This window comes from Bacteroides ihuae (genome assembly GCF_900104585.1).
In the GTDB taxonomy this organism is placed as follows: Bacteria; Bacteroidota; Bacteroidia; order Bacteroidales; family Bacteroidaceae; genus Bacteroides; species Bacteroides ihuae.
Window position 1 is genome coordinate 13316 of record NZ_FNVX01000006.1, and the last position, 16781, is coordinate 30096.

At 35.8% G+C, this 16781-nt stretch carries 11 protein-coding genes and 2 pseudogenes; 8 read left to right on the forward strand and 5 right to left on the reverse strand.

Annotated elements, in window-relative coordinates:
* Positions 1-34 precede the first annotated feature (34 nt).
* Both BQ5338_RS10980 and BQ5338_RS17205 read left to right on the forward strand, forming a co-directional pair.
* Positions 35-505: a pyridoxamine 5'-phosphate oxidase family protein gene (locus tag BQ5338_RS10980; RefSeq protein WP_071146912.1), complete on the forward strand. Its 471-nt coding sequence runs from the start codon at positions 35-37 to the stop codon at positions 503-505.
* Positions 505-975, forward strand: a pseudogene (locus tag BQ5338_RS17205) (arylamine N-acetyltransferase family protein). The gene BQ5338_RS10980 and the pseudogene BQ5338_RS17205 overlap by 1 nt, the downstream one beginning before the upstream one ends.
* 197 nt (positions 976-1172) lie before the next feature.
* Here the strand turns inward: BQ5338_RS17205 and BQ5338_RS10990 are convergent.
* Both BQ5338_RS10990 and BQ5338_RS10995 read right to left on the reverse strand, forming a co-directional pair.
* Positions 1173-2216, reverse strand: coding sequence for a Gfo/Idh/MocA family oxidoreductase (locus BQ5338_RS10990; protein ID WP_071146914.1), 1044 nt, complete (start codon positions 2214-2216; stop codon positions 1173-1175).
* A 140-nt stretch (positions 2217-2356) separates the two neighbouring features.
* On the reverse strand, positions 2357-2713 hold the full coding sequence (locus tag BQ5338_RS10995) for a winged helix-turn-helix transcriptional regulator (protein WP_071146915.1): 357 nt from the start codon (positions 2711-2713) through the stop codon (positions 2357-2359).
* Between the two features lie 143 nt (positions 2714-2856).
* Here BQ5338_RS10995 and BQ5338_RS11000 point away from each other — a divergent pair, with 143 nt between their 5' ends.
* Positions 2857-5118 (forward strand): ATP-binding cassette domain-containing protein, encoded by a 2262-nt coding sequence (locus BQ5338_RS11000; protein WP_071146916.1) that lies wholly within the window; start codon positions 2857-2859, stop codon positions 5116-5118.
* Between the two features lie 339 nt (positions 5119-5457).
* On the forward strand, positions 5458-5937 hold the full coding sequence (locus BQ5338_RS11005; RefSeq protein ID WP_071146917.1) for a GNAT family N-acetyltransferase: 480 nt from the start codon (positions 5458-5460) through the stop codon (positions 5935-5937).
* Positions 5938-5969: 32 nt separating this feature from the next.
* Here the strand turns inward: BQ5338_RS11005 and BQ5338_RS11010 are convergent, their stop codons facing one another.
* Together BQ5338_RS11010 and BQ5338_RS11015 are read right to left on the reverse strand one after the other, a co-directional pair.
* The gene (locus tag BQ5338_RS11010; RefSeq protein WP_078063469.1) at positions 5970-8216 is read right to left on the reverse strand and encodes a S41 family peptidase; all 2247 of its coding nucleotides are present in this window, start codon (positions 8214-8216) and stop codon (positions 5970-5972) included.
* 380 nt (positions 8217-8596) lie between these two features.
* Positions 8597-9688: a retropepsin-like aspartic protease family protein gene (locus BQ5338_RS11015; RefSeq protein ID WP_078063470.1), complete on the reverse strand. Its 1092-nt coding sequence runs from the start codon at positions 9686-9688 to the stop codon at positions 8597-8599.
* Between the two features lie 751 nt (positions 9689-10439).
* Here BQ5338_RS11015 and BQ5338_RS11020 point away from each other — a divergent pair.
* Positions 10440-11363 (forward strand): Lin1244/Lin1753 domain-containing protein, encoded by a 924-nt coding sequence (locus tag BQ5338_RS11020; RefSeq protein WP_159431328.1) that lies wholly within the window; start codon positions 10440-10442, stop codon positions 11361-11363.
* Positions 11364-11530: 167 nt separating this feature from the next.
* Positions 11531-12036, forward strand: a pseudogene (locus tag BQ5338_RS16545) (DUF4143 domain-containing protein); the annotation flags it as partial.
* Between the two features lie 106 nt (positions 12037-12142).
* Here the strand turns inward: BQ5338_RS16545 and BQ5338_RS11030 are convergent.
* Positions 12143-14197 (reverse strand): hypothetical protein, encoded by a 2055-nt coding sequence (locus BQ5338_RS11030; RefSeq protein WP_071146922.1) that lies wholly within the window; start codon positions 14195-14197, stop codon positions 12143-12145.
* Between the two features lie 744 nt (positions 14198-14941).
* Here BQ5338_RS11030 and BQ5338_RS11040 point away from each other — a divergent pair.
* Together BQ5338_RS11040 and BQ5338_RS11045 are read left to right on the forward strand one after the other, a co-directional pair.
* On the forward strand, positions 14942-15664 hold the full coding sequence (locus BQ5338_RS11040) for a DUF6577 family protein (RefSeq protein WP_071146924.1): 723 nt from the start codon (positions 14942-14944) through the stop codon (positions 15662-15664).
* Complete coding sequence (locus BQ5338_RS11045) at positions 15661-16734, forward strand: nucleotidyl transferase AbiEii/AbiGii toxin family protein (RefSeq protein ID WP_071146925.1); 1074 nt, start codon at positions 15661-15663, stop codon at positions 16732-16734. Before BQ5338_RS11040 ends, BQ5338_RS11045 begins: the two co-directional genes overlap by 4 nt.
* The last annotated feature ends 47 nt before the right edge of the window (positions 16735-16781 follow it).

The window sequence follows — 16781 nt, forward strand, 5'->3', positions numbered from 1 at the left end:
TAATTTTGCAGCATAACAATTTTAAATTAGTAATATGCAAGGAAGAATGAAGCAACATCAATTATCAAAAAAAGAAATTGATGACGTATTGAGAAACGCACAAACAGGATGTATAGCGACACATAATGAAAATGGATATCCCTATATCGTTCCGGTTCATTTTATAGTACACGAAGAAAAAATATACATACATGGCCTCATAAAAGGACAGAAGATTTCAAATTTAATCAGAAACAACAAAGTCTGTTTTGAAGTAGATAAAATGGGTGCAATCATTCCCGATAATGAAAATCCATGCGACACAAATACAGAATTTAGAAGTGTGATAATCTTAGGCACAGCCAAAATGATAGAAGACCGAGGACTTAAAGAAAAGATACTACACGCTATTGTTGCTAAATATACCCCTCAATTATCGCATTTGAGTTTTCCCGAAAAAATGATGAAAGCAACAGGGATTATTGAAATAGAACCAGTAGAAACCACAGGCAAGTATTACAAATAATGTTTTCTGAAATACAGATAGATGCCTATTTTGAAAGGTTGAATTTCAAAGGCCAAGTATGTAGCCCGCTAGAATTCTTAAACGAATTACAGGGGCTACATTACATGCATATCCCGTATGAGAATTTTGATATTCTAAACGGTTTGGCATTATCACTTGAAGCAGAATCTATCTATCAGAAGATTATTTGAAATCACAGAGGAGGATATTGTTTTGAATTGAATGGATTATACTTTGAATTACTCACAAGTTTGGGATTTGAAGTAACGAACCATTATGCACGATTCATGCTTAACAGAACAGAACTGATACCAGCAAGAAGTCATCGAATTTTAGAAATACGCTGTAACAATTGTTTCTATATCGTAGATGTAAGAGTTTATTCAGAATCACCACGTATAGCCCTAGAGCTAAGAGAAAACATCGTTCAGCACAACCGAGAACGGACACATAGCAATAAAAAAGGCTGAATTAACGATAACAGAAAACGAGAAAACGGTTATTTCCACATTGCGCAAAGAAGAGTTATCTAAAGCCCTACCAGAACGTTTTCACATCACGCTTGAGCAGATAGATTAAAACGCAACGCATGATTTACATCCTTGTTGCGTTATAGCGTAATAAGAAGCCTCATTTTGAGAAAAGGTGATGATGGAATAATCTTTCTTTATAATTCTATCACTCTTTTCTCTTTATCGCTCCTGAAGGCGGATTCAATAATTCTCATCACTCGTATTCCATCATCTACAGTAACAGGCATTGGGTTATTTTTCGTCAAAGCGGAATAAACGCCATTGTAGAACTCCATATAGTTGCCTTGCAAAGTTTGGATATTAGTCCGGATGTCCGTCCCGTTTTTTTCATAATTGATTAGCCCTTTTTCGGATTCAGGTTCTGTGCCCCAAGAAGCAATATTAGGTGAAAGTCCTTTTTGAAGATTGGCTTCTTGCACGTCTGCACGTGATTTTAAGAAAGAGCCTTTTGTCCCGTGAACAATATAGGCAGGCAGGGGTTCTTTCACAATATATCCTCCTTTTACCCGGACTCTGAAGCTAGGGTAATAAAGAAGAATATCGAAATAGTCGTCTACCAGCGAAGTAGGCCGGGTAATGCGTACATCGGCAAATACAGCTTGTGGCATTCCAAAAAGATACAGAGCTTGATCAATAGCATGTGGTCCTAAATCTTTCAGGATACCTGCACCAGCATTTGGATTTTCTTTATGTTCCTTCGGGCTCAATTGCATATTATAGCGCTCATAATGTATCTCCATTTCATTTAGTTCACCAAGAATTCTACTGTCAATCACTTGTTTAACTGTTTGAAAGTCACTATCCCAACGACGGTTCTGAAAGACTGCAATTTGCTTATGATGTTGCATGGCCAGCACTTTCAAAACTTCAGCTTCCGCTACTGTTGTGGTAAAGGCTTTCTCCACCACTACATTTTTTCCTGCCTGTAAAGCTTGGGAAGCATAGTCGAAATGAGTATAGGTCGGCGTGTTTACTATCACAAGATCGATAGAATCATCCTTCAGTATCGCTTCCAATGAATCGTAAGATTGAACATCGGGATAGATTTCTCTAATTTTCTTTTTACTTCTTTCCCATGCACCTGTTAGGCGAAATCCTTCATGCAAATGAATGAAGGGCGCATGAAATACTCTGCCGCTCATTCCGAAAGAGAGTAAGGCTGCATTTATTTGTTTCATAATTTGTTTATTTTATCATTATTCTGCTAAAATACTAAAATTATTTGTTTGCGGTGAATAGCGAGCAGTATTCCTGAACGTTTTAACCTTAATGGAAGGTGCAAATATCTATATATAAATACTTACGCCTTACACTAAAATCATTTATCAGGTTCTATTTTTTTCAAAAAAACCTCCTTATGCTTATCTCCCCATTGCCATAGCTGATCAATGATTGGAATTAATTCTTTTCCTGCTTCTGTCAGATAATATTCTACTTTCAATGGTAATACGGGATATACCTTCTTTTGCAAGATGCCCATTTTCTCCAGTTCGCCTAATTGTTTTGTCAATACCCGTTTTGGAGCAACACTAATACTACGTTGTAAATCGCACGGTCGAACAACCCCTTTGTTTATTTCCAATATCAACCAAGCATTCCAGCTTGTAGATAAAACATCAATCGCAATACGTACGGAACAATCGGAGTAATCCATTGGATTTTTCTTCACATACATAAATTTTCCTCTTTTCTTTATTCGCCTACAAAGATAATCATCTATTAATCAAATAGAGCTAAATTTATCACTGGGTGAAAGATTTATCGCTTATTGACCAAGTAATTAGGAAGCTTTAATTTTGCGAAAAAACAATTCGTGATATGAGCAAAAATGAAATTATAGTCAAGGGTGCAAGGGAGAATAATTTAAAAAACATCTCAGTCAAAATACCCAAAAAGAAGATAACCGTATTTACGGGAGTGTCAGGCTCTGGCAAGACTTCACTAGTGTTTGACACAATAGCAGCCGAATCACAAAGACTGCTGAATGAGACTTACGATAGTTTTATCCGTCACCGATTGCAACAATATGGTAAACCGGATGTAGATAGTTTAGAGAATTTATCGGTAGCGATTATTGTCAACCAAAAGAAGATAGAAGGGAATGCTCGTTCAACAGTTGGAACAATAACCGACATATATCCTCTTTTGAGGTTGTTCTTTTCCCGAATAGGAAAGCCGTTCGTCGGCCACTCTACCTCTTTTTCGTTTAACAATCCTCAGGGGATGTGTTCCTGCTGCGAAGGTTTGGGAAAGACTAGTATTGTAAACTTGGATAAACTGATAGACAAAGAACGCTCATTAAACGAAGGCGCAATCAGATTTCCCACGTTTGAAATCGACGGATGGCGTTGGACTCGCTATGTATATTCAGGGTTGTTTGATAATGACAAAAAAATAAAGGATTATACCGAAGAAGAGTGGCATAATCTTGTTTATGCAAACGACTTGAAGCTAACCAATCCAGATTCCCGGTTTCCAAAAACAGGAATATACGAGGGCATTTTGCCCCGTTTTGAACGCAGCTTTTTCAAGAAAGAATCGAAAGAAATTATAGGTAAAAACGCATCACGATACAAAGAAGTAGTCAAGCAAGGCCTCTGCCCGGAATGCAGCGGAACTCGTCTGAATCCTCAAGTCTTAGCCTGCAAAATAGAAGGAAAGAATATTGCAGACTGTTGTAATATGCAAATTGATGATTTGCTTGAATTTATTAGAACATTGAAAGACAGTTCTGTTACCCCCCTATTGGATACAATCATTAAGAACCTTGAGAACTTATTGGCTATCGGCCTAGGTTATCTGACTTTAAGCAGGGAAACATCTTCATTGTCGGGCGGAGAATCACAACGAATAAAACTTATCCGACATCTGGGTAGCAGTCTGACAGACCTTACTTATATATTCGATGAACCTAGTGTCGGATTACATCCGAATGATGTGCAACGACTAAACAAACTACTGATTGAACTACGAGATAAAGGCAATACCGTTTTAATCATAGAACACGATCCAGACGTAATAACTATTGCCGACCACATCGTTGATATGGGAATCGGAGCAGGTAAAAGTGGCGGAAACATTGTTTATGAAGGCGATCTTGAAGGATTGAAGAAGGCGGAAACAGCTACAGGAAAATATATCAATCGCAAAAATCAACTTAAAGCGAAATACAGAAGAGCATCAAACTATCTGCTAGTAAAGAACAACTCACTTCATAATTTAAAAAACATCTCAGTCCAGATACCCAAAGACGTGTTAACGGTTATTACAGGGGTGGCAGGTTCAGGAAAAAGTTCATTAGCAAAGTCGTTAACCAATCAAAACAAAGAAATTGTCGTAATAGATCAAAGCGCTTTGCGAGGTAGCAAAAGGTCGAATATCGCAACATATACAGGAATACTCGATGTAATAAGGAAGCTATTTACGCAACAAAATAGGGTAAAACAGTCACTATTCAGTAATAATTCGGATGGCGCTTGTCCCGAATGCAAAGGCTTGGGGATTATATCTACTGACCTCGCCTTTTTAGATGCAGTGGAAGTACGTTGCGAGCATTGCAACGGCAGTGGGTTTAAGCCCGAAGTCTTAAAATACAAGCTGAAAGACAAAAGCATTACCGATATTATGGCAATGACCATTAGCGAAGCGAATACTTTTTTCAGTGAACGGGAAATAACGCAGCCACTCAATCGACTTCGTGAAGTTGGCTTAGATTATTTGACACTGGGGCAACCATTAAATACGTTTTCAGGCGGCGAACGTCAACGCCTCAAACTGGCAACCGAATTGGGAAATAAAGGGAACATATATATATTTGATGAACCAACCACAGGGCTTCACGGCTCAGATATATCCAAACTTATGAAACTTTTCAACAAGTTAGTCGACGATAAGAACACGGTTATTATCATTGAGCATAACATGGATATTATCAGCCAAGCCGACTGGATCATAGATATGGGGCTTGGTGCAGGTAAGGATGGTGGAAAAATCATATTCGAAGGAGTCCCAAAAGATATTATAGCAGACAAAGTATCGTTGACAGGTAAGCATTTGGAACTGTATTTGCATCACGGATAAAATTAATCACTTTTCAAGCACAGATTCAATCAGCGAAATCGTAAATAGAATCTTCCAATGTAAATATCACCAACCTACCGCTACAGGCCTTCTGAGAGGGGTCTTGAGAATTCACTCTTTCAGCACGCTGAAGCTATATCATCAGCAGAAAGTTCTTCGTCTGTGGCTAAAATCACATAAAGCGGAGGATATAGAGACACGGTGGCATTGAGTCCGATCGTGTATGGAATAAGGATATAAAACATTATACTTATTTACTTAAGAAGCAATATAAAAGAGCATTCAATTGCAAGATGAGTTACTCTTTTTGTATTTTTGCGAAAAGAAAACACCTCTGTTATGGAAAATAGAAACTACAAATTTAGAAAAGCAACTCTCACTGATATTCCAGAACTAAAGGAAATGTACAAAGCAACCTTACGGACTATTAACAAAGCAGACTACACGTTAGAGGAAATAGAGGATTGGGCTTCATGTGGAGATAATATGCAACATTGGACTGATTTAATTACCAATCTATATTTTATTGTTGCACTGAATGAAGAAAACCTAATCATCGGATTTACATCTATGCAAAAAGGCGGTTATTTGCAGTCTATGTTTGTACATAAAGACTATCAACGCAGGGGAGTTGCAAGTTTTCTTCTATCAATAGCTGAAGAATATGCAATAAAACACCAAATCCAGATAATAAGCTCTGAAGTCTGTATCACAGCAAAGCCATTCTTTGAAAGAAAAGACTATAAAGTTGTGTATGAACAAAAACGAAAAGCAAATATATTATTTCTTACAAATTATTGGATGAGAAAAAAGCTGTAATCATATTTATGCGAATCTAAATGATAAAAACATTAATCACTCTCAATATATTGAATAGCTTCTTCCATCCATACATCTTTGCCATCGCGGATGTCTTCCACAGTTTCTTTTATCGGAATATCTATTTTCACTCCTTTCCTCTGGAAGGATTCCCAATCAGGATAATACATACCATTTGCTGAATATGAAAAATCAACCCCCGTAGGTAAATAGAAGTGACTGACAGGACCTACTGCCCCAGCAGTTGTTGTTCCTATTACTTTACTGTTAACCGCGTTCTGGTATATCATGGATCGGACTTCTCCAACACTTTGTGTTGCTTGATTGACAAAAATAGCAACTTTCCCTATAAAGTGATTTGAATTGTCTGTTCCTGTAATTATCTTATCATTACAGATAAAATTACCGGGATTTGACTTGTCATTAACGGATGACCAAAGATAAACAACCTCTTTCGGGATCAGCCATCTTATTAAAGCGTCATTCACTCTGAAGTGTTGCCCCTGATGATTTCTCATATCAATAATAATTCCTTTAGCCGATCGATTCTTCGTGATAAAATCTGCGATACTATCATCCTGCATAGTATTTATATTGATATATGCTATATTTTTTGAGGCAAGCTTATACTCCTCAACATAATTATCACCAAACAAGGGAGGTAATGGTTGTTTCCCTTTGTATGGAGTTGCATCAATTATAGTTGTTACTTTTTTACCTGAACGTATATAAGTGACGGTAATCTCAGAATTCTTTGTTACAAATAACTGGTATAGAATTGAATAAATCAAGTTGGAAGGAATGGAAGCAAATGCATAATGGGCTTTCTGCTCAATTATAGAATCAACATCTTGATTATCAACTTTAAGAATAATATCTCCCTCTTTAAGTTCACCGACTGAAGAATCCGCAACAACTACCTGATGGTCAAATGTGTAAGTCAATTGAACCGGCAAAGTAGAATAATCCGACCAGGAACCGGAAAGCAAATCAGAAGACGAGGTATAGTATGTGTGTGAATCATTGATACATGCAAATAATTCTCGCAAAGTACGTTCATAATCTTTTTTATTTCTTGTCTCTACAAAGCGAGGAATAAATTCTTTCAGAAGTAAATTCCAAGGCCGATCTGTGATATCAACAAATGGGAAATTATATTCCATTGCATTCCAAAACTTGAACAAAGTCAATATACGAAAGCCTTGGTCTTCCCAAGAGACATCCACATATAGTGGCTCCCGGCTTTTATTCAAGTCAGTGAGAGAAGCATAAGTTTGTATGTAATAATGTGTATGATCGCGTTTAGCATTTCGTATCTGATTGAATTTTGATACTAATTCATCCCCAAACATTTTCTTGTCGTAAATCCAATCCAGATTAATTATATGTGAATACATTGACGAATCAGAAATACTGTAGTCTTTTGTTTCCTTTATGTCCCCATGTTTATCAATCCATTGATTTAAGAGTCTGTTTCTTTCTTTTTTATCTTTTGCGTTTGCAATCTGCGGAAGCACTCTAAACAGCTCATAATCCCAATTGTAATTTCCTCTCGCAACCTCCGGGTGATAATATTTCAAGAAGCCCCAAACTTTTCCTAGAATTTCCAAATTTTCTATCATTACAGGTGTCAAAGGCGCTAACCGAATTTCGGATGCCTTATCGAATTCTCTGTCATCATCTGCTTTATATTTGATGTTCACATAATCACCTAAAGGTTTATTCTCAAAATATGCCTTGCAGTCATTAATCCAAACTTTGGTAGCGCTTCCTGAAGTGAGAGCATATACAAAAATTGCATTAACATTCGGCTGGATAGCTTCTTTGATTGAAAAATCCTGCCAATTTCCTGCACTGATTGATTGATCGTTAGCTATTTTTGAAGATGTAACAGCTTTCTTGAAGCTATTAGTAAGATTTACATAAATTTGCTGAATTCCTATATATAATCCAGCTTTATTATCAGGATCATATTTGTATTTGCACTCAAAGGTTATAGAATCTGCATCGATATCATCCATGCGAATATAATAGCCCGCAAAAAGTTGTGTAGGAGAGGGTAAAGATGATGTTAAGCATAATGATTTATGCCTATTGTAGGTCGTTATGTGATCAACGAAAGATTCATTCTGTGTTAAATACCAACCGTTTATGTGGTTTATTACAGGAGTGTAATTCAGTGAAATATCGTCAAAAAACAATGTAGAATCTTCTTTTTGCTGTTGTGCGAAAAGAGGAAAATAAATTAATAAGAAAAGAATGGTTAACTTGTGTCTCATATTATATTATTTGTGTCTATTACGGTTACAATTTCAGAATAATTATCTGTGCCATAAATCAATCGAGTCGATTTCAATTCTTCTAATACATTAATCAATTCAATATCTAGGATGAATGAAGACCTTTAGTAATCAAAATATAAACACATTTCCTTAAAATTCAGGGTTAGTTTATTGAAATGCATCAATACATCCTGCCCTAAATGACCATCATAATTTGTAAGATACGAGAGTTTGTCGGTTAACACCACAATGGTTGGAACTGTCATCTCTTGTCCTCCGATTTTCAATGGGACGTTTTTCAATTCATACACTTTGTTATCGACAAAACCGCCTATTCCTCCCCGTCGTATTGTATTTGAAGTTGCTTTTTCTTTTATTTAAACATTATGCGCAGCAAAATAATTTGCGGAAAACTTGGTTGTATTGGCTCCTGTATCCATTATGAAAAGTACCGTATCGCTATTCGCTTCAAATTGAATGATCGGCATGGTGTTGTCCAAAAACAGATTGCGCGAATTACCTTTTCTAGGATGAGCAACCACAGTAATATTTTTGTTTTTGCATATTTCTATTTCCTTCATTTGGTTCATAATAGGAAAACCTATAATTCCATGAATTACATAATTGGCTTCCGGAAATGAGAGTAATTCGTCAGGCATTACCTTAAAAGCGACGTTTTCAAACATTAAGTCACCAATCCACAGTTTATCAGCTAAGCCAACTTTTAATTGGACTTTCTTGTCTACTGCTCCTACTGTACTTGCTTCTGAGTCAAGTATTCGAATTCCCAATCGTCGAGCAGTACCCTCGGATACAACATTCGAAGCCCCTGTATCAAAAATAAAATTTTCTGATTGCTCACCACTTGATACATTTATTATTATATGATTGTATTGATTGAGCGAAACAGGAATACTTACGTCAGTAGTTATATGCATTTTTTGTACAGGAAACTCTTTTAATGATTTGACAAAATTGTAATTTTCTTCACGCAACATTGCCACTCCAACACTGTCTACAGCATGACCGTACTTGTCAATAGCAATCTTTAATGCCTCGGCTGCCTTTTTGTAGTGATATTGATTAAATAAATTATCATACTTAATTACAAAAATCCTATAAAGAAGGGCATCATTCAAAGATTTACTATAATTGCGGAGCAATTTGTCGATAGTTTGCAACGATTGCTCAGTTTGATTGAAGGCATTCTGCAAATTAGCTTCAATATACAATACAATATATCGAGGTAATTCAGCTTTTTTTTCTTGCAATAGAGTTTCAAGTCGAAAAAAGTCTTTTTTGTCAAGCATTTGAAGTAAACGCAGTTCTAATAATGGATCATCTGAAGCATGTACTATCCTTAATTCCTTTGTGTGTTTTGGCTGAACGTCGACTAAAGAATTACTTTTTGCGATGCATGTTCCAAATAATAATATGGTAAGAATTAAAACACAATTACTGACATTCATATAACTCGTAATCTATAAACCAAATATTAAAGTTAATCGATTAATTATGCACTAATATTATCTTAAAAAAGAACTATATCCTATTTTATTGTCTATATATTCCTTGAATTTATGATAAATATTACTACTATTTTTTATTCCATTTCTATTCCATCAGATGCTACCGATGCAAACATAAGAGAAAATTCATACAATACAAATATAAACACGTTAAACAACAAAAAACACACAAATTAGTTGTAAATTTATTGCTGCCGATATATAGATAAAACTCAAAAGATTGCATTCTCATCTAAAAATACAGTAATAAGAAATATTATTAAGAGCCTGTTTAATTTTTCTTCAGAATAGTTTTAAAGTGTTTCCGTATCAGTTGATAATCTTTTTATTTGTAGCGACCAAACTCATAGATGAATTTGAAGTTTTATTAAGCCATTTGCAGGGAAAAGTTCGTTTATCAAGAGCTCAAAAAGAGAGTTCCAAAAGATATTATAGCAGACAAAGTATCGTTGACAGGTAAGCATTTGGAACTGTATTTGCATCACGGATAAAATTAATCACTCTTCAAGCACAGATTCAATCAGCAAAATCGTAAATAGAATCTTTCAATGTAAATATTACGGATCTACCGCTACAGGCCTTCTGAGAAGGGTTTGGTGAACTAACTAGATCAGCGTGGTGAAGTAGTTAATTCACCACGCTGATCTAGTTAATTCACCACGTTGAAGTTATATCATCACCAAAGAGTCCTTTGTTTGTAAATAAAATAACGTCTATCGGAGATAAAGGTCTTGAGGGATACGGTGTTTATTGGTGTCTATTGGAGTATCTGCGCATGCAGAAAAATTATTCGATACCACTCTCTCTGCTTCCTGCCTTGGCTAGGGAGTTTGGTCTATCGACTGAGTATTTATCTGACATTATCCAGAAGTACGGCTTGTTTGTGCTGGATGATGAACAGTACTTCTCGTCCCCCGGACTCAGCAAACGAATGAAGCCGCTTGACGAAAAGCGTAAAACAATGGCAGCAAAAAAGGCTCAAACGCCCGAGGTTGTAATTCCAAATAGAGTGTCCAAAAGAGTGGCGGGACAGAAAAAAACTGTTTCGATGACTGAGCCACAACAGGAGTATGCACCGAAAATGGAGACACGAACTGTTGGAACCGTCACTTCGGAAGTAGTCAATTCGCCAGCAAAAGAGCCTGAAATCACTTACCCGGAAGTAATGCAAAAGAGTGCGAATGAACTGTTTGAAAGTACACAAAACAATGCGCAAAACAGCATGCAGAACGATGTGCAAAACAGTGCAAAAACAACGCAAAATGCACTTTTGCAAAATGCTGATAATGAAGAAGTTGCAGCGTGTTCTCTGGAAGAGGAAAGTAAAGTAGAAAAAGATAAAGAAAAGTATGGTTGTTGTGGTACAACAACTGCGCGCGTAATCACTTCCACAACCACAAACAATTGCCAAGTTTCTATTCTTTCCTTTTTGGCTTGCCGCAAAAAAGAAAGAAGCAAAGTGCCAACCTCCAAACTTCTCGTTTCGGCTTACTTCCATGATGATTGTAGCTACGAGCGATTCAACTTGTTGCGTTCAAGTTCAATCTCTTGCTTGATGTTACGCCCACCTCCTTCACCTGATCTCCGGCACAAAAGTTTTGTTTTAGCGGGGTGATCGCTTCGCTTGCTATGTTTCGGATGGTCGATAAATGAGATAACTCTGCTGTTCAAGAGCATCGTGCAGTTGCTTCAAGAGAGCCGTTTAGTTGGTGAAAGAGAACCGTTCAGTTGACGCAACTGCACGGTGCAGATTTTACTTGATGATAAATGCGCAGTAAAAATGAGTTGGCAACTCTTTTGTCTGGTCGTTATGTCGAGTTTGAGGCATTTCCGTTTAGCTATACGGAGTATTGTGGAATAACGGAGCAGGAAATAGGTAGTAATAGGTATAAAAAATATCTTCAAAGCGGAGCTTTGCTTGGTACCTTCAATTAAAGATACTGTTATGTTGCGAGACATTATCGACATATATAACCTATCTTGAAAACTCTTTTTTAGTCCATCGTGCAGAGAGATATAACATCAAGGGCAAGGACACCATTTCGAGCAATTGTAAATTCTACTTGAATGATTTGAGCTATCACAACTATCTTTATTCGGGGTATGGCTATGGTCTTGGCTATCTCTTGGAGAACGCTGTTTATTTAAGTTTGAGGCGTGCAGGTTATCAAGTCTATGTGGGATCAATCAAAGATGCAGAGGTCGATTTCGTCGCTATAAAGGGTGATAAGAAACTATACTTGCAAGTTACGCTTCAATTGACAGAAGAGCAAACAGTCGAAAGAGAGTTAACTTTTGCATCAGTATAGTAAGATCTAATTTACATTTACAATGTAGTTTCTACAATAAACTAATAGATATTACTACTGAACGAACATGCAATCTAATCTATTATTAGGCAAAAAGATGATCAAAGAAAGAGTTATGCCTTTCCTTTGCGTTTGTCAAAAGATTCTGAAAAGTTATTGCTTCGATATGTAGATTTAAATCTCCATTAATTTTGTAATATGACCCAAAGGGAGTTCTACGCCAACCTTTATGTTCATTGAAATCTATCAGCTTATCTGGCATTTCATCCATTATAACATAGCCAAATTTAGGAGTATCCGTTGTAATCTTAACTATATTTTTGCGGTAGTTCTTTTTATCTTTTTCTTCACCATAGAGAAATTGATCAAAATATCCTTCTACTAAATCCGAAAATTCCCATCTAAAGTCGTTTTTTCTCTTTTGATGAGCAGTATCTCCAGGCCTCTTAAATTCAAAAATGACCATAGACTCCACTTCTCCGGCATCCCGACTACCATACGATATAGTATTATTTATCAGGTTTTTTTCATCGTTTATAAGAAGTAAATCGGGCTCCAAAGAGCTTTTAATTTGACTAAAAGAAGTAATTGATTTATCAGATGCAATAAATTTAAAAGTTGCAAATCTTTCATCCAATAACCAAAGATTATGATATTGATAGGTCAATTGCCTGTTAGTTAACCCCATAGGAAAAATCAAATTATGAATCATACTTTCTAATTCATATTTACCATTTTCCTTAGCATCTAGCATCTTTTCGAAAAGATTTATAATTGCTTTTCGCCTAAAAAGATATTCAGCTAAACGATCGGAGTTATAAGCTGTTCGACCTTTGATAGATTGGACAATTTGCACTATCTGTTCTTCGTTTACTTCCTTCTGTTGAACAAACTTATCTATCCTCTCTTCTATTTTCTTATCCTCATTATATGCTATCTTATGAAGATGCTCTTCTTTCTTCTCATCTGAGACATTGGGTGGAATTAATTCTAAAATATCCTGTCTATATATAAAGCTGGTATATTGAGGAGCTGACGTTTTAATATATTTTTTTACATCTTCAATACTTCGTTTTTTCGTTTCTTTCGCATAAGATTCGTAAATCACAGCAACCTCTTCAGCTATCCTCTTTAATATTTCTTCAATGCTAATAAGCGTATTATCTTCTCGAAATAAATTAGTCTCATCATTGCTATCTGGAATTTTGAATCCTGTCCTTGAATTATTTACATGAGCGTCCAAATAAGAAGAAACCACATATATATCTAAAAATTTGGATTCTCCATTCTCTGATATTGGATAATTATATAAAGAATCAACTTTTGACAAGTCTTTTTTACTTCCTACAGTTCTTGAATTTGCACAGAAGTTTACATAATTATTTTTCCGATTTGTTTCCTTATTTGACTTTAGGATATATAGCAGAAAATCCTCATCCCTAACTTTAATAGATTTTTCCTTATCTTTAGCTTCAATTTTAAAATAGTTCTCAACTGATAGCGATTCACTTAAGCTATCGTTGGTGTTTTCAATAATATTTATTTGTGGCAAGGTATTGCTTAAATAATAAATAAAGCAATGCTCCTTTATTCCCTTAGCTATCTCTTCAGCATTCTTAGTTGTAGCTGATAATAGTTCTTCATTCCAACACTCAATTAATTTCACCTTTGTTTGGGCATCCTGTTGATCTTTAAGTACATCTTTAACGTCAGCATAAATTTCTTTTTCAGCATCAAAAGAGAAGCGTCGTCTATACCAAAAGTCATTTTCTTCATAAATACTGATGACTTCTATTCGCTTGAACATGGCAAGGATTGTAAATCGACCTACGCCTTTGCAGCCATATTTCTTATTTATTTTACTAAAAGGAGCTTTAAATGATGTGAAATTTTCTTCAGTAAAACCTTGCCCATTATCAACAATAGTTACATTCAAAATTGGGTCAGGTTCTTTGTCGAATAAATTTAAAGCTTTATTCTCTCTTCGTTGTCGTTCAATAAAAACATCTATTCTTTTGTTTTCTCTATTTGTTTTGCAAAGACTGATTATTGAATTTACTATAGATTCATAAATTGGAAGCAATGCTTCTGATTTTGTTAAGTCTACTGAATCTATAATATCTTGTGCGCTTACTTCCATATAGGTGTCATTTTCCTGCGAAGGTATTAAAAATACATTCTCGTCAATAATAAATAAATAAAAAATAGCTTTTTACAAAATAAAAAGCATAGAAGACTACCAACATTATGTTGTTCAGCATAGATTTAATCCAACTCTTCATCCCATAATTGTAATTATTGAAATTCTTTAAAATCGCAAATAGTATCCGAATTGGCTTGAGTGTTAATATCTGGCTGATAATCTTCAGGGGCTTTTTCTTCATTTTTATTTTAGCCCTTATCTTTGCAAATATTCCATCTACTAAAAGAAGCAGCAAATAAAAAGCATCGCAGTTTCTGGTGCTGCAACAATATATTCAAATATGGCTCTGCCAATCACGGGGCCTACGATAATTGTTATAATCCAGATTCTGAAGGTTATGGTAATAAATGGACGAGAGTTATAAAGATCGTAGCACTAACAAAATAATACTATAAAATTCGTTGGTAAAAGAGAAAGTCGGCTGTGAGTTGGAGCAAAAAAATATCCAATATTACATTTAGACGCAAAATTGGATGGCATTTTTCAATTTACTGATTTTCAGTTTTATCGCGGAAAGATAGGTCGGTGAACCCTCCCTTCCAAAGATCTTTTTGCACATGATAAATACAAAAGCCTTAATATTCAACCCTATAAATTTCCCTAAACACTTTTATCACATTTTTGGCAATACAGGTTGTTTATTGCCAAAAATGTGATATATTTGGCCTCATATTATGTTATATGGTAACAACGAACGACATATTAAATTTTGCATTTGCACATAAGGTGTTTACCCGCAAAGAATTAATTGCCAATTTAAAGAGTGAAGATCAAGTTGGTTCATCCGGAACTCTTTCTGAGCAACTGAACCGCCTAATAAAATCGGGTCAATTACTTCGTATTGAAAGAGGTGTTTATAAATTACCCGATGATGCAAGAAAGGATTTTTCGGTAGTATGCTCCGAAGAGATGAGACGGATAAATCAACAAATAAAAGCTCTGTTTCCCTTTGTTGACTATTGCTTATGGTCGGCCTCTACGCTTATGCCTTACATGCACCACATCCCCAATCTGAATCTTTTGTTTGTTGATGTGGAACGTGAGGTAACTGAATCGATTTTTAATCTTTTAAACGCCGATAGCAATAAACGGGTTTTTCTGCTGCCTTCGCCCACCGACTTTGAACGATATATAAGTACCAACGAAGCAATTATCATTCGCCCTTTAATATCTGAATCGCCATTACAATTGGTGGAGGGTATAAACACCCCGACAATAGAAAAGGTGCTGGTGGATATTGTGGGGGATGTGGAATTTTCGTTTTTACAGGGTTCGGAGATAAACTATGTTTATACAACAATTTTTGAAAGGCACAACGTAAATAAAAACAAGCTCCTACGCTACGCCGTCCGTCGGGGACGGAAGGAAGAAGTCGAGCAACTAATAAACGCCAATAAATTATGATTCACCCCGATAGTCGAACAATAGAATGGATGACGCACGTAGCTGCTGAAAACAAGTTTTCAGATATTGCACTAATTGAGAAATCAATAAGGGCTTTTTCGCTACTCGAATCCTTAGTGTTATCAGGTTGTCCTTTTGTATTCAAAGGCGGTACGGCATTAATGCTTCACATGGATAGCGCAAAGCGACTTTCCATTGACATTGATATCATTTGCCCTCCCGGCACTAACATTGAAGAATTTATACAGAAACATGCTCAGAAATACGGCTTTGGTGATGTGAGATTAGTAGAGCGAGTTACAGCATATAATATCCCGAAAACGCATGCTAAATTCTTCTATCAGGTAACTTACATTACCAATGCCGAAACAGAATGTATTCTTCTTGATGTATTGTTCGAGGATATTCATTATCATGACATTGAGCAACTACCTATCCAAAGTCGTTTCTTGAAACTGGAAGGTGAACCGATACTGGTAAATGTTCCGGGCAAAGCCGATATGTTGGGCGATAAACTTACTGCTTTTGCCCCAAACACTACGGGTATTCCTTATTTCAAAGGAGATAAAGATTGTTCAATGGAAATCATAAAGCAGCTTTTTGATATTGCCTCTTTGTTTGACGTAATCAACGATTTAACTGTAGTTGCCAAAACATTCCAAAAGTTTGCCACCGTTGAGTTGCAATACAGAAATCTTGATCCTGAAAATATTACTCAAGTACTTGATGATATATTTCAAACCTCACTTTGCATATGCTTGAAAGGTCAGGTAACACCCGACACTTTCAAACTCCTTCAAACAGGAACAAAAAGAATACAAAGCTTTATTCATAGCGAGAAATACAACATTGACAGTGCCATAGTCAACGCATCTAAAGCAGCATATCTTTCTGCGTTGATTACTAATGAAATTACAACCGCAGAACATTTCGATCCTCAAAAGATCGAGCCGTTGCGTGATGCTGTTATTAAAGCACCTCTAAACACCAAACTCAACAAACTCAGAAAGTCAAATATTGAAGCTTTCTTTTACTGGAATGAGATAAGTAAACTGAAAAATAAACAATAATATTTTTTTTCTTAATAAGCAAAAAAATAAAAAACCTGTAGATTTTC